Annotated in this window: 18 protein-coding genes and 1 pseudogene; 15 read left to right on the top strand and 4 right to left on the bottom strand. The window is 67.2% G+C overall.

Annotation, left to right across the window (positions count from 1 at the left end):
* Positions 1 to 147: 147 nt before the first annotated feature.
* From GS4_RS06805 to GS4_RS06780, 6 genes are all read left to right on the top strand, one after another.
* Positions 148 to 1,122: an alpha/beta hydrolase gene (locus GS4_RS06805; RefSeq protein ID WP_007618867.1), complete on the top strand. Its 975-nt coding sequence runs from the start codon at positions 148 to 150 to the stop codon at positions 1,120 to 1,122.
* A gap of 61 nt (positions 1,123 to 1,183) precedes the next feature.
* Positions 1,184 to 1,519 (top strand): YidH family protein, encoded by a 336-nt coding sequence (locus GS4_RS06800; protein ID WP_007618858.1) that lies wholly within the window; start codon positions 1,184 to 1,186, stop codon positions 1,517 to 1,519.
* Between the two features lie 92 nt (positions 1,520 to 1,611).
* Complete coding sequence (locus tag GS4_RS06795; RefSeq protein WP_007618853.1) at positions 1,612 to 2,799, top strand: acyl-CoA dehydrogenase family protein; 1,188 nt, start codon at positions 1,612 to 1,614, stop codon at positions 2,797 to 2,799.
* The gene (locus GS4_RS06790) at positions 2,796 to 3,026 is read left to right on the top strand and encodes a hypothetical protein (protein WP_007618851.1); all 231 of its coding nucleotides are present in this window, start codon (positions 2,796 to 2,798) and stop codon (positions 3,024 to 3,026) included. Before GS4_RS06795 ends, GS4_RS06790 begins: the two co-directional genes overlap by 4 nt.
* Before the next feature lie 400 nt (positions 3,027 to 3,426).
* Complete coding sequence (locus GS4_RS06785) at positions 3,427 to 3,783, top strand: hypothetical protein (RefSeq protein WP_157226535.1); 357 nt, start codon at positions 3,427 to 3,429, stop codon at positions 3,781 to 3,783.
* A gap of 223 nt (positions 3,784 to 4,006) precedes the next feature.
* Complete coding sequence (locus tag GS4_RS06780; RefSeq protein WP_369403300.1) at positions 4,007 to 4,651, top strand: PIN domain-containing protein; 645 nt, start codon at positions 4,007 to 4,009, stop codon at positions 4,649 to 4,651.
* 234 nt (positions 4,652 to 4,885) lie between these two features.
* On the opposite strand, the gene GS4_RS06775 is transcribed toward GS4_RS06780, so the two are convergent.
* On the bottom strand, positions 4,886 to 6,817 hold the full coding sequence (locus GS4_RS06775; protein ID WP_007618845.1) for an ABC transporter ATP-binding protein: 1,932 nt from the start codon (positions 6,815 to 6,817) through the stop codon (positions 4,886 to 4,888).
* A 221-nt stretch (positions 6,818 to 7,038) separates the two neighbouring features.
* On the opposite strand from GS4_RS06775, the pseudogene GS4_RS26125 reads away from it, so the two are divergent.
* The 5 genes and pseudogenes from GS4_RS26125 to fgd form a co-directional block, all read left to right on the top strand.
* Positions 7,039 to 7,272, top strand: a pseudogene (locus GS4_RS26125) (MspA family porin); the annotation flags it as partial.
* Positions 7,273 to 7,331: 59 nt separating this feature from the next.
* Entirely contained in the window at positions 7,332 to 7,691 is a 360-nt protein-coding gene (locus tag GS4_RS26120) for a hypothetical protein (protein WP_007618843.1), read from the top strand.
* On the top strand, positions 7,688 to 8,014 hold the full coding sequence (locus tag GS4_RS06765; RefSeq protein ID WP_007618842.1) for a hypothetical protein: 327 nt from the start codon (positions 7,688 to 7,690) through the stop codon (positions 8,012 to 8,014). Before GS4_RS26120 ends, GS4_RS06765 begins: the two co-directional genes overlap by 4 nt.
* Entirely contained in the window at positions 7,995 to 8,483 is a 489-nt protein-coding gene (locus tag GS4_RS06760; RefSeq protein WP_007618841.1) for a hypothetical protein, read from the top strand. Before GS4_RS06765 ends, GS4_RS06760 begins: the two co-directional genes overlap by 20 nt.
* A gap of 747 nt (positions 8,484 to 9,230) precedes the next feature.
* Entirely contained in the window at positions 9,231 to 10,247 is a 1,017-nt protein-coding gene (gene fgd, locus GS4_RS06750) for a glucose-6-phosphate dehydrogenase (coenzyme-F420) (protein ID WP_007618839.1), read from the top strand.
* Between the two features lie 75 nt (positions 10,248 to 10,322).
* Here the strand turns inward: fgd and GS4_RS06745 are convergent, their stop codons facing one another.
* Positions 10,323 to 11,231 (bottom strand): LysR family transcriptional regulator, encoded by a 909-nt coding sequence (locus tag GS4_RS06745; protein WP_040509744.1) that lies wholly within the window; start codon positions 11,229 to 11,231, stop codon positions 10,323 to 10,325.
* Between the two features lie 83 nt (positions 11,232 to 11,314).
* On the opposite strand from GS4_RS06745, the gene GS4_RS06740 reads away from it, so the two are divergent.
* The 3 genes from GS4_RS06740 to GS4_RS06730 all read left to right on the top strand — a co-directional run bounded on the left by GS4_RS06740 (position 11,315) and on the right by GS4_RS06730 (position 13,706).
* Complete coding sequence (locus tag GS4_RS06740; RefSeq protein ID WP_007618836.1) at positions 11,315 to 12,367, top strand: DMT family transporter; 1,053 nt, start codon at positions 11,315 to 11,317, stop codon at positions 12,365 to 12,367.
* A gap of 105 nt (positions 12,368 to 12,472) precedes the next feature.
* Positions 12,473 to 13,102 carry a hypothetical protein gene (locus GS4_RS06735; protein WP_007618834.1) on the top strand — a complete coding sequence of 210 codons (630 nt, stop codon included), beginning with the start codon at positions 12,473 to 12,475 and terminating at the stop codon, positions 13,100 to 13,102.
* A 55-nt stretch (positions 13,103 to 13,157) separates the two neighbouring features.
* Entirely contained in the window at positions 13,158 to 13,706 is a 549-nt protein-coding gene (locus GS4_RS06730) for a TetR/AcrR family transcriptional regulator (protein WP_040509742.1), read from the top strand.
* A 43-nt stretch (positions 13,707 to 13,749) separates the two neighbouring features.
* Here the strand turns inward: GS4_RS06730 and GS4_RS06725 are convergent, their stop codons facing one another.
* Both GS4_RS06725 and GS4_RS06720 read right to left on the bottom strand, forming a co-directional pair.
* A complete protein-coding gene (locus GS4_RS06725; protein ID WP_007618831.1) occupies positions 13,750 to 14,454 on the bottom strand; it encodes a GAF and ANTAR domain-containing protein in 705 nt (234 codons plus the stop codon).
* Between the two features lie 109 nt (positions 14,455 to 14,563).
* On the bottom strand, positions 14,564 to 15,301 hold the full coding sequence (locus GS4_RS06720; protein WP_007618830.1) for a TetR/AcrR family transcriptional regulator: 738 nt from the start codon (positions 15,299 to 15,301) through the stop codon (positions 14,564 to 14,566).
* 184 nt (positions 15,302 to 15,485) lie between these two features.
* On the opposite strand from GS4_RS06720, the gene GS4_RS06715 reads away from it, so the two are divergent.
* A complete protein-coding gene (locus GS4_RS06715; RefSeq protein ID WP_040509825.1) occupies positions 15,486 to 17,048 on the top strand; it encodes an FAD-binding oxidoreductase in 1,563 nt (520 codons plus the stop codon).
* Positions 17,049 to 17,085: the final 37 nt, after the last annotated feature.

Raw genomic sequence — 17,085 nt, 5'->3', positions numbered from 1 at the left:
GTGTCGTGGGTCTCCGCCCTCTCCGACCGGTGAGCTGTCCCGCGAAACCTGGCCGATAGTGCGGATTCCGTGGTCCGGGCGGTGTAGCTTCGCACCAGATACGCCTTCCGAACCGGTAGGGCGCGACGGTCGGGAGAGGAGCGAGAGATGCCGATAGTCCATCACCGCAGGCCCAGCCTGGTGTCGTACCCGATGTGGCTCGGCGCTCGCCTGATCCTCAAGCCCACGCTCGCGCTGTGGCCGATCAACCGCGCAGGTCTGGCGGGACTGTTCCTCATCGACCGATTCTTCGCCGTGGGACCCAGCCCCAAGGGTGTGGTCCGTGAGCAGATGACCCTCGGTGGTCGTCCCGTCGAGCTGGCCATGCCGACCGGGCCGTCGCGCCGCGACAGCGACACGGCCGTCCTCTACCTGCACGGTGGCGCGTTCGTCGTGTGCGGTCTCGGCACCCACCGATCCATCGCGGCCCGACTCTCCAAGTCGCTCGAGCTGCCCGTGTTCTCGCTGGAGTACCGCCAGCTGCCCAGTGCAGGAGTCGGCACCTCGGTCGTCGATGCCGTCGATGCCTATCGCGAGCTGATCCATGATCGCGGCTACCGTCACGTCGTGGTCGCCGGCGACTCGGCAGGCGGATACCTGGCCGCCAAGATCGTCGAGGCCGCAGCCGAACAGGGTCTGCCGCGCCCGACCGCCTTCGTCGGTTTCTCGCCGCTCCTCGACCTCGACCTGGGCACCAACCCGGACCGATCCAGCAAGTCCGACGCCTACCTGCCCAAGGGAAAGATGGCCCGCCTGGCGCCGCAGTTCGACAAGGGGCCGATACCGCTGTCGGGCCGACGCCGCGTGCAAGAGATCGATCCCGCGAAGTTCCCGCCCACCATCATCATCACGGCCGAGGGTGAGATGCTGGAACCCGACGTCATCGAACTCGTCGAGCTCCTGGACGATGCCGGTGTCGAGGCGGTCGCCCACAGCTACTCGTGGCAGGTGCACGCGTTCCCGGTGCTGGGAGCGCGGCACCCGGAGACGCTCAACGCCATCCAGGCGACCGCTGCCTTCGCCACCCGCGCGATCCGAGAGGCCAAGGACGCTGACCACCGGAAGGACCAGCGGGCCGGCTGAGTCCCCTGGGGACGGGCCCGCCGATCAGATCCAGACGACCGACGCGCCGGCGCACGAAGCGGTGCGTCGCCATCCCGTGGATGCCCGCTTCACCCTGGCCGCCGAACGAACCGTGCTCGCCTGGATCCGCACCGCGCTCGGGTTCATGGCCGGAGGGGTCGGGATCGTCTTCATCGCGCCGCAGGAACTCCACCCAGCACTCGAGCTGGGTGCCGGTCTGCTGATGGTCGTCGTCGGCGCCGGGATCGCGCTTCTCGGTGCGTATCGCTGGCGCCGGACGGCCGCTGCCCTGGAGACCGACGGCGAGTTACCCGGACCGCTGCCCGTGCTGGGCGTCATCGCTGCGATAGTGGTGGTGGCAGTATTGATCGCCGTCGTGATCATCGTCGGTGGCTGACGTCGGGACACCACCGGCGTCGGCGCGGCGCCATCGGTGGTGACGAGACCGGAGCAAATAAGACACACAGTGTCGGAGTCGTGGAGGACGCAGTGAGCACATCCCAGTCCGTGAACGAGTTGTTCGGGCTCGACGACCTGATCGACGACGACGAGCGTGCCATCGCCGATACCGTCCGTGAGCTGGGCCGCAAGCGTCTGCGCCCGCATGTGGCGGAGTGGTTCGAGTCCGGCGAGTTGCCGGTCCGCGAGGTCGCCGCCGAACTCGGTGAGATCGGCGTGTTCGGCATGCACCTCGACGGCTACGGATGTGCCGGGACGTCGGCGACGAGCTACGGCCTCGCCTGCTTGGAGCTCGAGGCTGTCGACAGCGGTCTGCGGAGCTTCGTGTCGGTGCAGGGATCGCTGTCGATGTTCGCGATCCGTGCGTTCGGTAGCGAGGAGCAGCGCGAGGAGTGGTTGCCGCGGATGGCGCGCGGCGAGGCGCTGGGCTGCTTCGGACTCACCGAACCCGACTTCGGCTCCAATCCGGCGGGCATGCGCACGTCCGCCAAGCGGGATGGCGACGACTGGGTGCTCAACGGCTCCAAGATGTGGATCACCAACGGCAGCGTCGCCGACGTCGCCGTGGTGTGGGCGCGCACCGATCTCGAGGAGGGATCGCGCGGCGTGCGCGGATTCGTTGTGCCGACGAACACCCCGGGCTTCAGTGCATCGGAGATCACCAAGAAGCTGTCGCTGCGTGCGTCGGTGACGGCCGAACTGGTGTTGGAGGATGTCCGGCTGCCGGCATCGGCGATGCTGCCCGGAGTCGAGGGACTCAAGGGACCGCTGAGTTGTCTGAACGAGGCCCGCTTCGGCATCGTCTTCGGCGCGGTGGGCGCCGCGCGCGACTGCCTGGAGACCGCGTTGTCCTACGCCGACGATCGCGAGGTCTTCGACAAGTCGCTGTCGGGATATCAGCTTACCCAGGCGAAGCTGGCGGACATGGCGGTCGAGCTGGGCAAGGCTCATCTGCTGGCGCTGCACCTGGGACGCCGCAAAGATGCGGGCACGCTCCGTCCCGAACAGATCAGCCTCGGCAAGCTCAACAACGTCCGCGAGGCGATCGCCATCGCGCGCGAGTGCCGAACCATTCTGGGCGCCAACGGGATCACTCTGGAGTACCCGGTCATCCGGCACGCCAACAACCTGGAGTCGGTGCTGACCTACGAGGGCACCAGCGAGATGCACCAGCTGATGATCGGCAAGGCGCTCACCGGTAAGGATGCCTTCCGGTGAGTCTGGACGGTTCACGCCGCGCGGCGCAGGCATTCTCGCGGGGCCTGACGATCCTCGGCTCGGTCATCCTGATCGCCTGTGTCACAGTGCTGATCGTCTCGTGGTGGCAGGACAGCCGGTGGGTCTGGGTGGGCATCGGCATCGCGGTGATCGTCGTCAACGTCGTGCTGGTGGTGTTGCAGATCCGCAAGCGCCCGGCACCGGTGTCGGGGGACTCCCCGGAGTAGCCAGTAGCCATCGGGAGTCCGCGTTCGTCCGACGTTCGTGGCGTGCGGGGACCGTCACGCCGTCACTGTGGCGTCTCCAGTCTGGCTGCCCCAGCCGCAACCAGCGATGCGCTTCCTGGCCAGCTACTCACCGTGCTGTTGGACCTCGAACCCACCGTCACCTGGCACCAGATTGACGATGCCCTTTCAGCTGAAGTCGCAGCAAATCTCACCCCAGCGGAGCGAGACACCTTACTCAAGCAGGCGCGAAACCAACTGCCGAACAAGATCACTAGGCGACACGACCACTAGAGTCACGCCAGGCGGTGGAAGTCCCGCGGCCGCCTGATCATGCATCACTGACTGCCGGACTGGGGTGTCGCGTGCGTGGTGGCGAGTAGGTGGCTGCGACGATGGGCTGATGTCCCGGCATGCGGTGAAGTCGCCGGCGGTCGCATCCAGACGAGGGATCGTCTTTGGTGTGGCTGTCGGTGCCGTGGTGGGCCTTCTGGCTCCGCTGCCGTTGGCGCTGCTCTTGCGCCACGTGTTAGATCTCCCGGAGGTCGAGGCCACTCCGATCTCGAGACCTCTCACGGCAACCTACTGGTTGCCATGGACACTGAGCTGGTTGACGGTGAACCTCCCGGGAGTCGCGCTGCTGTTCTCTGCGCGGACTCGCCATTTCGGCCGCTGGTTTCTGATCGCGTCCCTACTGATCAGCACCGTGGTGGTCTGGTTCTACTTCGTGCTTGAGTACAAGGGCTTTTCGCCGGACTGAACCGGGTGGTTCTCGGCTCAGCCGCTAGCGCGGTCGACAGGTATGAGTGGTGTCGCCTCAGTGCTCGCGGTGCCCCGCCACGGGTACAGGACCGGCGTGAGTGTGGTGAGGGCGTGGAGTGGGACATCATGGGTCGATGCGTGTGGGTGTCTACATCGATGGGTTCAACCTTTACTACGGCAGCAAGTTCCAGTGCGACGGGACGCCGGCGGGGTGGCGGTGGTTGGACCTGCGTGCGTTGTCCGCGGCGGTCATTGCGGCGCAGTCGGGGTGGGGTGTCCCGGTGGTGGAGCGGGTGGTCTACTGCACAGCCCGAATCAGCGGTCGTGACAATGCGGTCGGAGCCCAGGAGCAGGAGATCTATCTGCGGGCGCTGGCCGCCTCGGGAGCGGTGAATGTGATCGAGCACGGAAACTACGTCTCACGTACCGCGGTGGCACCGTTGGCGACCAAGGACAGGAAGGGCCGGCCGGTGGTGGCTCGTCCGGGGTGGCCGGTGATGATCAAGAACGGTCAGGGCGGCGATGAGCCGGATGCGCAGTTCTTCGTCTCGGTGGCCCGTAGGGAGGAGAAGGGTTCGGATGTCAACGTGGCGTCGCACCTGCTCGTCGATGTGATGAGCCATGCGGTCGATGCGGCGGTGGTGATCAGCAACGATAGCGACCTGAAGTTCCCGATCGCCCATGTCCGCGGTCTGGTTCCGGTTGGTCTGATCAACCCGACGAAGAACTACACCGCTGGCGGTTTGAGCGGAGCGCCGACAGACGGCGTGGGAAATCACTGGTGGTACCAGCTCCAGCCGGCCGATCTTTTCGCCGCCCAGCTACCCGATCCTGTTGGCAATATCCGCAAACCTGCACCATGGTGAGACCCGCTGGATGCAATATTCGCTTCGAAGCGTCTCGCACGCAAATTTGCGCACTTGATCGAGTCTGAGGAACAATATCTGCATACCGCCCGTCCCCTCTGGGGGCGGGTTTACTTTTTCCCGGGCCCGGCATCGCAGGGGCTTCATATTCTGCTCGTCCACCGACAGAGGCTCGTACTGCCCGGGAGTAGCACCGGGAGTCCGACGTTCGTGGGGTGCCGGGACCTTCCGCCGTCACGCCGACAGCCCGACCTCCGGCTGGTCGTCACCGTCGGCGAACTGGGTTCGGTAGAGCTGCGCGTAGCGACCGTTGCGCGCCAGCAGCGTCAGGTGGTTGCCACGCTCGACGACCCGACCGTCCTCGAGCACCAGGATCTCGTCGGCGGCGCGGATCGTCGACAGCCGGTGTGCGATGACGATCGCGGTCCGCCCCTCCAGCGCTTCGCCCAGGGCGTCCTGCACCGCGGCCTCCGACGTGGAGTCGAGGTGAGCGGTGGCCTCGTCGAGGATCACCACCGACGGATGTGCGAGCAGCAGTCGGGCGATCGTGATCCGTTGGCGCTCTCCGCCGGACAACCGGTAGCCGCGCTCGCCGACCACGGTGTCGAGACCATCGGGCAGCGAGTCGATGACTTCGGTGAGCCGCGCCCGGCGCAGCGCGGTGGCGATGTCCTCGTCGCTCGCATCGGGGTCGGCCAGCAGCAGGTTCGCGCGGACGGTGTCGTGGAAGAGGTGACCGTCCTGGGTCACCAGGCCGACACCCCGATGCAGCGATTCGGCCGTGACGTCGCGGATGTCGGTGCCGTTCAACCGGATCGCACCCGAGTCGACATCGTAGAGACGAGTCGCGAGTTGCGCGATGGTCGACTTGCCCGCCCCCGAACTGCCGACGAGTGCCACCATCCGCCCGGGCTCGACGTCGAAGGAGACGTCGTGGATGACCTGCCGTCCGCCTCGCGTGTCGAGGCCGGCGACCTCCTCGAGCGAGGCCAGCGACACCCGGTCGGCGCTCGGGTAGCCGAAGTCGACGTTCTCGAAGCGCACCGACACCGGTCCGGGCGAGAGTTCGCCGGCGTCGGGTCGATCCGAGATGAGCGGCTCGAGGTCGAGCACCTCGAAGACGCGCTCGAAACTCACCAGCGCACTCATGATCTCGACGCGCGCGTTGGCCAGAGCCGTCAACGGGGCGTACATCCGGGTCAGCAACAACGCCAGCGACACCACCGCACCGGCGTCGAGATGCTGTCCGACCGCGAGGACCCCGCCGACCCCGTAGACCAGCGCCAGCGCCAACGCCGACACCAACATCAGTGCGGTGTAGAAGATCGCCTGGACCATCGCGCGGTCGACGCCGATGGAACGGACGCGGTCGGCACGGTCGGCGAACTCGGTCGACTCGCGATCGGGACGGCCGAACAGCTTGACGAGTGTGGCGCCCGGGGCGGAGAACCGCTCGGTCATCTGCGTCGACATCATCGCGTTGTACTCGGCGGCCTGCCGGGACAGGTTCGCCATCCGGGCACCCATCCGACGTGCCGGGATGACGAAGACCGGGAGCAGGACGAGCGCGAGCAGGGTGATCTGCCAGCTGATCACCAGCATCACCGTCAACGTCAGGGCCAGTGTGACCGCATTGGAGACCACGCCCGACAAGGTGTCGCTGAAGGCGCGCTGCGCTCCGATGACGTCGTTGTTGAGCCGACTCACCAACGCACCCGTCCGGGTGCGGGTGAAGAAGGCGACCGGCATCTTCTGCACGTGGTCGAAGACCGCTCGGCGGAGATCGTAGATCAGTCCTTCGCCGATGTTTGCCGACAGCCAGCGCACCACGAGCCCGACGCCCGCCTCGGCGAGGGCGATGACAGCGATCACCACCGCCATGACGACGATCGCGTTCGACGTGGACAGCCCGAACCGCTCGGTGGCCGGGGCGTCGGCGCCTGCGGTGATCAGGTTGACGACCTGCCCGGCCAGGATCGGCGTGACGACGGTGAGAACGGCCGCCACCACGCTGAGCCCGACGAACACCAGGAGTCGGGTGCGGTGAGGCGCGGCGAACCGGATGATCCGTCGTAGCGTCGATCGTCGGTCGCCGCGCAGACGCTTCCGCGACGGGGCGTTCGTCGACTTGTACATGGTGTCCCAGGCCACCGATTCCATGCTCATGGCGACGACGTTAGAACTTCAACTTCACTTGAAGTCAATGATTCGTTGTGTCTCGATGTTTAGGTCCAGGTTGATTAGCGCTCAAGACCATTGTTGTCGTTTGAACGAACGAAGCTTCTGTCACGTAAATCACAAACGGCCGATTTGTCGTTGCGAATTTTGAAGGCTCATGGTGATCTGCTTGCGATTCACTATCGCAAAGATCGAGTGTTAGGTGTCGGATGGCTGGGTGTAGGTTTCCTCGCCGCGCGTATCGTCGCGTGGCGGTCTCGGGGGCGGTCGTGGCGGCGCTGAGTAGTTCGGGTCTGGCTGCGGCAGAGCCGAGTTCGTTTGCTGATCGCACCGCGTCGCAGGTAACCGCCGATGGGTGGCGCGTGAGCGCGATCAAAGCCCAGGAGCGGGTGAGTAGTGTCGCGCCGCTGAATCGGTCGCCGTGGACGCGTGAAGGATTCCTGTCTCTGCGAGGTGAGGCGCGGATCTCCGGCGCCGGTCGCGCGGCGGTAACTGCGGGCACGTGCGTCCGACCACCGATGATTTCGATGAGCAGGCACAGCTGCAGGCCCGAGTCGCCGACATGTACAGCGCGGTTTTTCATGGCGACTACGCCAGCGCCTATCAGTTCCGATCGTCCAAGTGCAAAGACGGCTTCCCGCAGGCCCGCTATGTCGCCTCGATGCGCGATCTGCTCGGCGACAAACCATATCCACACGCGTCGGTAGATGTGACGATCACAGCGCAGTCGGACTCGTCGGCGCAAGTTCGCGTTGCTCAACCTGGCCCGGGTTTTCCAGGCGGACAACGCACCTGGGTCCAAACCGATGGCGTTTGGTACTTCGACAACTGCCAAGCCCGCAACAGTGGGTCCACACCGTGATCGCTAACATCGGCGCGGCGGTAATCGCCGCCGTAATTTACCCGTTCCTGCTTATCGCCAGACTCATCACCTGGCTGGCCGCCAAGCTACGGATCGAGCCGTTCTACCTTCTGACCGCACTGCTCGTACTACCGCTGTGGGCTGGATCGTTACTGGTGTCCATCAGCGAGATATCCAAGGGCCGCTACCCCATCGGTGAGATCCTCATCGCAGTCCTCGGCGCCGTTTACCTGCTATATGTCCTCGTCATGATCGTCCTCGAGTTTCTGACTCGAGATGTCACCGACCGATCGGAAGACACCGATGACCACACCACCACCTAGCCGCCGGCGCAGGGGACGCACCATCGCTCTGGTCGCCGCGATCCTCATCCTGGTGGCAGCCGTTATCACCCTGCTGATCACCCACTTCGTCCGCGCCGACAACTCCAACACCGCCGAACGCGATCTTGAGTCCGCTGTTCAACAGGCCGTGCAACAACTACACGACAACAACCGAGACGCCCTGTTGGCCAGCACATGCGGCCAACCACGACTTCTGGTCGAGAACAACACATTCGACCCCCTTAACACCACACCTGGCTACACCCAGAATCTGTGGCGAGGTGCCGTCACCGCGGCGACCGACTTCGGATATCACACCATCCTCGATGACACCGCAGTCGTCTACGGACACCTCGAGTACACCGACCGCGCGGATGAGTCAATGCCTTGGCCAGTCGTCAGATTCTCACTACAACGCAACTCCGCCACCGAACCCTGGCAACTCTGCGGAGCGCAAACCACCCTTTAAACCGCCACACAGACAGGGCGATTCGATGTCAGCAATGTAGCCGGTCAGCAATGTGCGGCTGTCGAGCCTCAGCTCGCGAGTATCTCCCGGAACACAAACACCGAGCGGCACAGATCGGCTTTCTCAACGAGTACAACAACAACCGGCCGAACGCTCGGCTGGGCTACGCTTCCCCGTCAAGCCGAGTCCCGCGCCGCATGTACCGTCTCACCGCCAGCGACATCGTGGCCCCCGCGGCGATCTAGCACCCTCGACAGGGCGCATCGAACAGGCGGTTGTCCAGCCACATCGAATCGGTGAGGAACGCCGCGATCACTCCGGCTTTGCCATTCGGGATGCCGGTCAAAGGCTCACCTACGGGAGCGTCCTCGCCCCTTGCAGCACTAACTCCATACGAGCGGGGCGGCGCTATGGGCGTTCATCGATGAAGTCGGTCGTGACGGGACTGTACGACCACCCGCTCCCACAGCCGCCCATCGATCAGTGGCACGGCTGGTAGCTGCCTGCGCGGTAGGCGTGATCGTGACGATGAACTTTTGACCACCTCGTCGTGGCGGCACTCGGGAGGTGGGCATCGAGCTCGTCGTCGTCGCCACGGATCGCAGCGTCCGAGACGCCGTCGCAGGTGACCCGACGACGCGACGCCCGTTCTCGTGCCGAGCGAGCGATCGGGGTAGAACAGAGGAGACGGCGCGGTCGTCGCGCAGCGAGGAGAGTCCGGTCCGCCGGACACGATGAGGAGGCTCGGTGTCCCAGGAACTCAAGCTCGGTCTGAAGGCTTCGGCGGAACAGTTCGACCCGCGGGAACTGGTGGAACTGGCGGTGTCGGCCGAGGAGCACGGACTCGACTCGGTGACCGTCAGCGACCACTTCCAGCCGTGGCGACACAACGGTGGCCACGCACCGTTCTCGCTCGCGTGGATGGCGGCGGTCGGCGAGCGGACCGAGCGGGTGCAACTGGGCACCTCGGTCCTCACCCCGACCTTCCGGTACAACCCGGCCGTCATCGCACAGGCCTTCGCCACGATGGGCGTCCTCTACCCCGACCGCGTCTTCCTCGGCGTCGGGACCGGTGAGGCGCTGAACGAGTACGCGACCGGCTTCCAGGGAGAGTGGCCGGAGTTCAAGGAGCGCTTCGCGCGGTTGCGCGAGTCGATCCGCCTCATCCGCGAACTCTGGACCGGTGACGAGGTCAACTTCGACGGCGAGTACTACCACACCCAGGGTGCCTACATGTACGACATCCCGGCGAAGCCGGTGCCGGTCTACGTCGCCGCCGGCGGTCCGGTCGTCGCGCGATACGCCGGACGTGCGGGCGACGGGTTCATCTGCACCTCTGGCAAGGGGATGGATCTCTACACCGAGAAGCTGATCCCGGCGGTCAAGGAGGGCGCAGAGAAGGCCGAGCGTGACTACGAGTCCATCGACCGGATGATCGAGATCAAGATCTCCTACGATCCGGATCCGGAACTGGCAAAGGAGAACACGCGGTTCTGGGCGCCGCTGTCGTTGACCGCCGAGCAGAAGCACAGCGTCAACAGCTCGACCGAGATGGAGCGTCTCGCCGACGAACTCCCGATCGATCAGGTGACCAAGCGGTGGATCGTGGCCTCCGACCCGGACGAGGCCGTGGCGAAGGTGAAGGACTACACCGACGCCGGTCTCAACCACCTGGTCTTCCATGCGCCGGGACATGATCAGCAGCGGTTCCTGGACAACTTCCAGAAGGATCTGGCGCCGCGGCTGCGCAAGCTGTCGGTCTGATCCCCGGTCCGACAACTACTCCGAGTGCTCGGGCCGGGGTGGGGGCCATCCTTCGAGAGGATTACCCATTCCGGCTCAGCCGGCGAGTGCCGTGTCGTCGGCCAGGCGGGCGTGGTCGTCGAGCAACTCGACGATGCGTCGCACCGCCGGATTGTCCCGTACATGCCGACGGACCCGGACGCCGATCGTGCGGGTCGGCGTCGGGTCGACGATGGGCACCACGACGACACCGTCGGGGAGATCGGTCACCGCCAGGCGTGGCACGACGGTCAGCCCGATGCCGGCGGCGACGAAGCGGATCGCGGTCGGGTAGTCCTGGGTCTCGACGCCGAAGTCGGGAGTGAATCCTGCTGCGGCGCATGCCTCCAACACCGCCTGCCGGCACGGCCCTCGCGCGATGTCGTTGTCCACCCACGGCTCCGCGGACAGTTGACGCAGCGTGACGCGGGCGTGGTCGGCCCACGCCGACCCGCTCGGCACGAGGGCGACGAAGGGCTCGACGACCAGCTGACGACAGTCGTAGCCGTCGACGCCTCCGCTCGGATCGCCTTCGACATAGATCTCGACGTCGGGCGCTCGATGCGCCTCGTCCATCAGCTCGATCAGTCGGAGATCCATGCGTACATCCGGGAACTCTCGCGCGATGGTCGCCACGATCGGCGGGATCCATGCGGCCCCGGCGGACGCGAAGTAGCTGACGCTCAGACGCCCCGCTCGTCCGGCGCGGAGGTCGGCGACCAACGACTCGACGCGCGCGAGGTGGTCGAAGACCGGCGCCGCCTCCGCAGCGACCAGGCGGCCCGCCTCGGTCGGCGCGATCCCGCGGCCGTCGCGCTCGAGCAGCACGAGTCCCGTCTCCCGTGCCAGCGCGGAAAGGTGCTGACTCACGGCTGACGACGTATAGCCCAGTGCGGTGGCCGCCTTGGTGATCGAACCCTCGGCGACCACCGAACGCAGAACACGGAGACGATGCGGATCGATCATGGGATGAATGTACAGCGACACTGAAGTGTCATCAAGAAATAGTCGCTTGTGCTTAACATCTGCGCCAGGTGATGCTGGCTCCCATGAGAAGCCGCACCCCCGACCTCGCGATGCTCGCCGCCGGTGCCACCGTCGTCCTGTGGGCGACCTCGTTCGTCGTCATCCGCGATGTCGGCGACACCTTTTCGCCGGGGTCGATGGCGTTCATCAGGCTGTTCTTCGCCATCATCGCGCTCGCCATCATCGCAATGGTCTCGGCCCGACGTCACGACAAGCGTGGTCGGGACGAACGTGGTGGGCAGGCGCAGGCCGGGGGATCTCGCGGAACCGCACGGCTCCCGCGCGGACGGGCCCTCCTGCTGGTCCTCCTGTACGGCGCGGCGTGGTTCGGCGGCTACACGGTGATCCTCAACTGGGCCGAGCAGCACCTCGACGCGGGCACGGCCTCGCTCCTGGTGAACTTCGCGCCGGTGCTCGTCGCGGTGTTCGCCGGACTCTTCCTCGGTGAGGGATTCTCGCGGTCGTTGCTGATCGGCATCAGCCTGGCCTTCGCAGGCGTCGTGGTCATCTCACTCGGTGGCGGCGACCTCAGCGCCGACTGGCTCGGCATCGTGCTCGGCCTCGTCGCGGCATTCCTCTACGCGCTCGGGGTCCTGCTGCAGAAGGTCGCCCTGCGCACCGTCGACGCCGTGACCGCGACCTGGCTCGGCGCATCCGCCGGGTTCGTGGTGACCCTGCCGTTCGCGCCGACCGCGGTGCACGAACTCGCCACAGCGAGTGCCGGGCAGATCGCCGCGGTCGCCTACCTGGGCATCGGGCCGACCGCCATCGCTTTCACCACCTGGGCGTATGCCTTGGCGCGCACCGACGCCGGGACACTGGCCGCCACCTCGCTGATCGTCCCGGCCATCGTCATCGTGATGTCGTGGCTCGTCCTCGGTGAGATCCCGACACCGATCCGCATCGCCGGTGGAGTGCTCTGCCTCTTCGGGGTCGCGGTGACGCGCGGGCTGATCCGCCGACCGCGTCGTGGCGACACGGGCCAGACGTCGGCATCGGGAGCCGGTGGTGCCGGGCCGACCCGTGCCGAGCCGGTCGTCGATGCCGGGACCGGCGAGGCGCATCCCGTTCGGTGACGAGCCCTCACCTGCGTAGATGGGAGACGTCGAGGGGGTGTGCTCGTCCGCGCACCGGGCTACCCTTGTCCCGACACGGACCGGTGGATCTCGCGAGGTGAAGCGATGCGCAGGAGCATTCTGGCAGCGGCGGCGGCAGCTGTCGTGACGATCGCGGGGGCGGCGACGATCGCGGTCGTCGGGCAGACGCCGAGCCAGGCCGCGCCCACCCCGGTCGCATCCGGCTCGTGCGGCAAGTTCGAGGGGTCGGGGCCGGTACCCGACTGCTCGTACCAGCAGTCGGATCGGTCGGTGCGGGTGCTCGTCCGCAACAACGGCCGCTTCTTCATCCCGGTGACCTGTTCGCTGTTCCAGGCAGGCAATTCCGCGCCCAGCGCGCGGGCCTTCCTGAAGCCGGACGAGCGCGGCACCCTTCGGGTCGGCAATCTGCGGCCGGGTTCGCAGACGCTGATCGTCGACTGCCAGAGCGACGTCGGTGTCGGCCGCGAGGTCTCGCGCCGTGCGTCCTTCACCGTGCGCGTCGATCGGCCGGAGCGGACCTCGCGTCCGTCGTTGCGTCGCGTGGAACCCGCGCCGCGCCAGCGACAGTCGCCGAGCGTGACGCGCACCGCGGTGCCGACGACCAAGCCGTCACTGCCGACCCGCACCCGACCAGGCACCCCTTCGACGTCTGATCGCGAGACGACGTCGGAGCGCCCGTCGACCATCACCACCACGACGACGCCCGCGGCCTGATCGCCCGGGGACTGTTCCCTGCGAGCGTTCGGCGGCAGTCGGCTAGCGTGTGCTGATGGATCGCGATCGGATGGTCGACGTCGGGGTCGCGGCGGTCTCGCGATTCGGCGCCAAAGCATTGAGCCTCACCGCCGTCGCGCGACAGGCGGGTGTCGCCCGCGCGACCGCCTACCGGATGTTCGGCGGCCGGGAGGCCCTGGTGGCCGCGATCGTCGAGCGAGAGGTCGCCGCGCTTCGCGTACGCCTGCGGGAATGGTCGGAGAGCGAGCCGGACGCCGCAGGCAAGATCCGGGCCCAGGTCCGCCACGTGCTGCCCTACATCCGCGAGCACGAGGCGCTGCAGTACATGCTCCGCAACGAGCCCGAGGAGATCGTCCGTGCGCTCGTCACCACCAAGGGGGCGTCGGGGCCGACGCTGATCCAGCAGATCGTGACCGAGACGCTGCCGGACCTCGAACCGCAGATCGGCGAGCAGCTCTACCCGAATCCCGCTGCAGCAGCGGAGTTCCTGATCCGGACGATCTACTCGTTCATGTTGATCCCCGATGGCGCCCTCGGCGACGACGAGATTGCCGACCTGGTCGTGCGCGCCATCGTGCGCTGATCGCGCGGGGTGTCCACCGTGCGGTGACCGACGGGCGACTCCGTCAGGAGTGTTCGGGCGTGGGGACCTCGGCATCGACCAGGTTGGCGGCGACCGAGACCAGTGGGGTGTTCGACTCCTGGGAGAGTCGGCGAAGGAGTTCGAATGCGGCGACTGAGTCGATGGAGAATCGCTCCATGATCATGCCCTTGGCCTGACCGATGATGTCGCGGCTGGCCAGTGCGCTGCGGAAGTTCTGCTGCTGTCGGGCGGCGCGGAGTGCGAGGGCGGCGTGGGTTGCGAAGAGCAGGCCGATCTCCTCCGAGTTCTCGTCGAAGACATTCGGCTCGTCGGCGAAGATGTTGAGCGCGCCCATCGTGCCCTGATGGGTGAAGAGTTGGAACGAGAGTCCCGACCGCAGCGTCGTCTCGGCGATCGTCCGCGCGGAGAACGCCGGGAAGCGGAGATCGTGTTCCATGTCGCTGACCAGGATCATCGAGTGTTCCCACGCCGCTTCCAGGCACGGCCCCTCGTCGGTGTCCTTCTGGATCTGGTCTGCTTCGACCACCACCGGATGGGTGGGGGCGAGCGTCTCGAAGTTCTTCTTCTTGTCGACCAGCAGGACGCCCGCGTACTGCGCGCCGGGTACGAAGTTCACCGCACCCTCGGTGATGGAGGCGAGTACGGCGGACTCGTTCTCGGGTGATTCCGGTACCGCATGCATCGTCCGGACGAGGTCGGCGATCGCCTGATGAACGTTATCGACCACGGTGGCATACCGTCTTTCTCCTACGCGCCCTCCGAGCATGTGAAGGAGGAGGGCGACTCTACTTCACGCTCGTTCGATCCTAGCGGCCTCCCGATCGCCGATGACCAGGTCATCGGGGGTTCGGGCGCAGATGCTGATCGAGGAGATGGCGGAGCTCGTCGTCGAGCGATGCGAGGTCGTCGGTGAGGACCGGACCGGTGAGCACCGACGACCAGGCGGACAGAACCACGGTGCGTGCCAGCGCGGCCACGTCGGCGTCGCGGACCGAGCCGTCGGCGATGCCGATGCGCAGGCCCTCCTCGATCGCGGCGAGTTGGTGATCGACGGTCCGGCCCCGACGTCGGAGCAGGTAGGGCAGGAGGAACTCGGGATCCTGATCGACGATGGTGCGGACCAGCGGGTGCGTGCGGCTGGTCCGCGCGATCGCCACCACGGCGTCGACGATGCGGGTCCGCGCGTCGTCTCCCGGCTCGTCGCCGGCGAGTGCGTCGGACGCCATCCGGCCGAACTCGGCGTCCGCCGCGAGTCGGTCCCATTCGCGCGTGAGGACGGTCGCGATCGCCTCGCCGACGTTGCGCCAGCGACGGTAGAGGGTGGCGCGGGAGACCTGGGCCCCGCGGGCGATGTCGGCCATCGTCATCCGGCGCGGACCGAGGGTCAGCAGCAGCTCGTACACCGCGTCGAGGATGGCGGCGTCGTCGATCGCGTTCGCCGGGACCGGTCCTCGGGTGGCCGCCTGCCCGACGGCCGGAGGCGCATACGCACTCGGCTCGGCCGACCGCGCCGGGACCGGGGGCGGCGGCGAGCTGGTCTCGGTGACCTCGGGGGCATTGCGACGCTGCGACATCAGATGTCACAGTGTATCAGCGGCCTCTGCGGCCGCCCGGCACATCGACCACCGAGGAGTGACCCGCACCGTGGCATCCAATCCGACGACCGAGCCGCTCGAACCGACAGGCGCCCCGGCCGCCGGGACGGCTTCCGTCCCGACCTCGGGACCGGTGGGCGAGACCGCATTGCCGCAGGTGGAGATGGTCCGGCCGCGCTGGGGCGATCCGTCTCACGCTGCCGAGCTGCCCGATGCTGCCCGCGCGCTCGCCCCGGAAGCGGGCGGTCCCGGCAGCGGCGTGACACCCGACGAGGTGTCCGTCCCGACGCCGACCGTGTCGGACGAGATGCGGCGCGCGGTGGCCGACATCGTCGGTGCCGAGCACGTCGATGACTCGCACCGCGACCGCGTCCAGCACACCCGCGGCTACTCGACGCCGGATCTGCTGCGGTTGCGCGCCGGCGACGGGGCCGACGCACCCGATCTGGTCGTCTACCCGGGTGACCACGACGAGGTGGTCCGGGTCCTGCGGATCTGCGCCGAGCACCGGGTCGCGGTCGTCCCGTTCACCGGCGGCACATCGGTGGTGGGAGGCCTCACCCCCGACCGCCGGCAGGTGACCGGTGTCATCACGGTCGACGTCCGACGACTCGACCGGGTCGAGTCCGTCGACGAGGTCTCCCGCGTGGCCACGCTGCAGGCCGGCCTGCGCGGAGTCCGCGCCGAGGAGTTGCTGGCTGAGCGCGGGTTCACGATCGGTCACTTCCCACAGTCGTACGAGGGCGCCGGGATCGGCGGATACGCCGCCACCCGCTCGGCAGGTCAGTCGTCGGCAGGGTACGGACGATTCGACGAGATGGTCGAGGGGCTGGTCCTCGCGACGCCCAAGGGCACCATCGAACTCGGCACCGCCCCACGGTCGGCGGCGGGACCCGATCTACGACAGCTGATCCTGGGTTCGGAAGGTGTTCTCGGCATCATCACCGCCGTCACCGTACGGATATCGCCGCTGCCGCGCCGCCGACTGTTCGACGGATGGCGGTTCCCCGACTTCGCGAGCGGCCTGGACGCGATCCGCGCGCTGGCCCAGGACGGTCCGCGCCCCACCGTGGTGCGGCTCTCCGACGAGCTGGAGACCGCACTGAACCTCGCCGATCCGGATCAGCTCGGCGCCGAGTCGCCCGGCTGTCTGATGGTGGTCGGGGTGGAGGGCGCCGACGAGGCCGAGGTCGGGCGCCGTCACGACGCGGTCGCCCAGGCGTTGACCGCTGCCGGTGGCAGTGGGCCCGATCTCGACGCCGGGGAGGCGTGGCGCGCAGGTCGATTCCGTGCGCCGTACCTCCGGGACCCGCTGCTGGACGCGGGCGTACTCGTCGAGACGCTGGAGACCGTGACGTACTGGTCGCGGATCGAGCAGCTCAAGGCCGCCGTGACCGGCGCGCTCACCGACGCCCTGACCGCGCAGGGCACTCCACCGCTGGTGCTCTGCCATGTGAGCCACGTTTATGCGGCAGGCGCATCGCTCTACTTCACCGTCGTCGCACCGCAGACCGAGGACCCGGTCGCGCAGTGGACGGCCGCCAAACAGGCCGCCAACGAGGCGATCCGGGCATCGGGCGCGAGCATCACGCATCATCACGCCGTCGGTCGCGATCATCGCGCGGTCTACCACGCGGAGATCGGCGAGCTGGCCCTCGAGGTCCTGCGAGCGGTCAAGAGCACGCTGGATCCACATGGGGTATGCAACCCCGGCGTGCTGGTCTGACGAGCGTCACTGCCACCGGAGGCCGTCGCATCATAGG

This window comes from Gordonia soli NBRC 108243, assembly GCF_000334455.1.
GTDB lineage: Bacteria > Actinomycetota > Actinomycetes > Mycobacteriales > Mycobacteriaceae > Gordonia > Gordonia soli.
This window is presented reverse-complemented; position numbering and strand designations above follow the sequence as displayed.

Coding starts and splice junctions, on each gene's coding strand:
- GS4_RS06775 (WP_007618845.1), bottom strand. CDS start 6,817: ATGAGCATGGAATCGGTGGCCTGGGACACCATGTACAAGTCGACGAAC.
- GS4_RS06745 (WP_040509744.1), bottom strand. CDS start 11,231: ATGATCGATCCGCATCGTCTCCGTGTTCTGCGTTCGGTGGTCGCCGAG.
- GS4_RS06720 (WP_007618830.1), bottom strand. CDS start 15,301: ATGTCGCAGCGTCGCAATGCCCCCGAGGTCACCGAGACCAGCTCGCCG.
- GS4_RS06785 (WP_157226535.1), top strand. CDS start 3,427: ATGTCCCGGCATGCGGTGAAGTCGCCGGCGGTCGCATCCAGACGAGGG.
- GS4_RS06730 (WP_040509742.1), top strand. CDS start 13,158: ATGGATCGCGATCGGATGGTCGACGTCGGGGTCGCGGCGGTCTCGCGA.
- GS4_RS06735 (WP_007618834.1), top strand. CDS start 12,473: ATGCGCAGGAGCATTCTGGCAGCGGCGGCGGCAGCTGTCGTGACGATC.
- GS4_RS06740 (WP_007618836.1), top strand. CDS start 11,315: ATGAGAAGCCGCACCCCCGACCTCGCGATGCTCGCCGCCGGTGCCACC.
- GS4_RS06805 (WP_007618867.1), top strand. CDS start 148: ATGCCGATAGTCCATCACCGCAGGCCCAGCCTGGTGTCGTACCCGATG.
- GS4_RS06760 (WP_007618841.1), top strand. CDS start 7,995: ATGACCACACCACCACCTAGCCGCCGGCGCAGGGGACGCACCATCGCT.
- GS4_RS06715 (WP_040509825.1), top strand. CDS start 15,486: ATGGTCCGGCCGCGCTGGGGCGATCCGTCTCACGCTGCCGAGCTGCCC.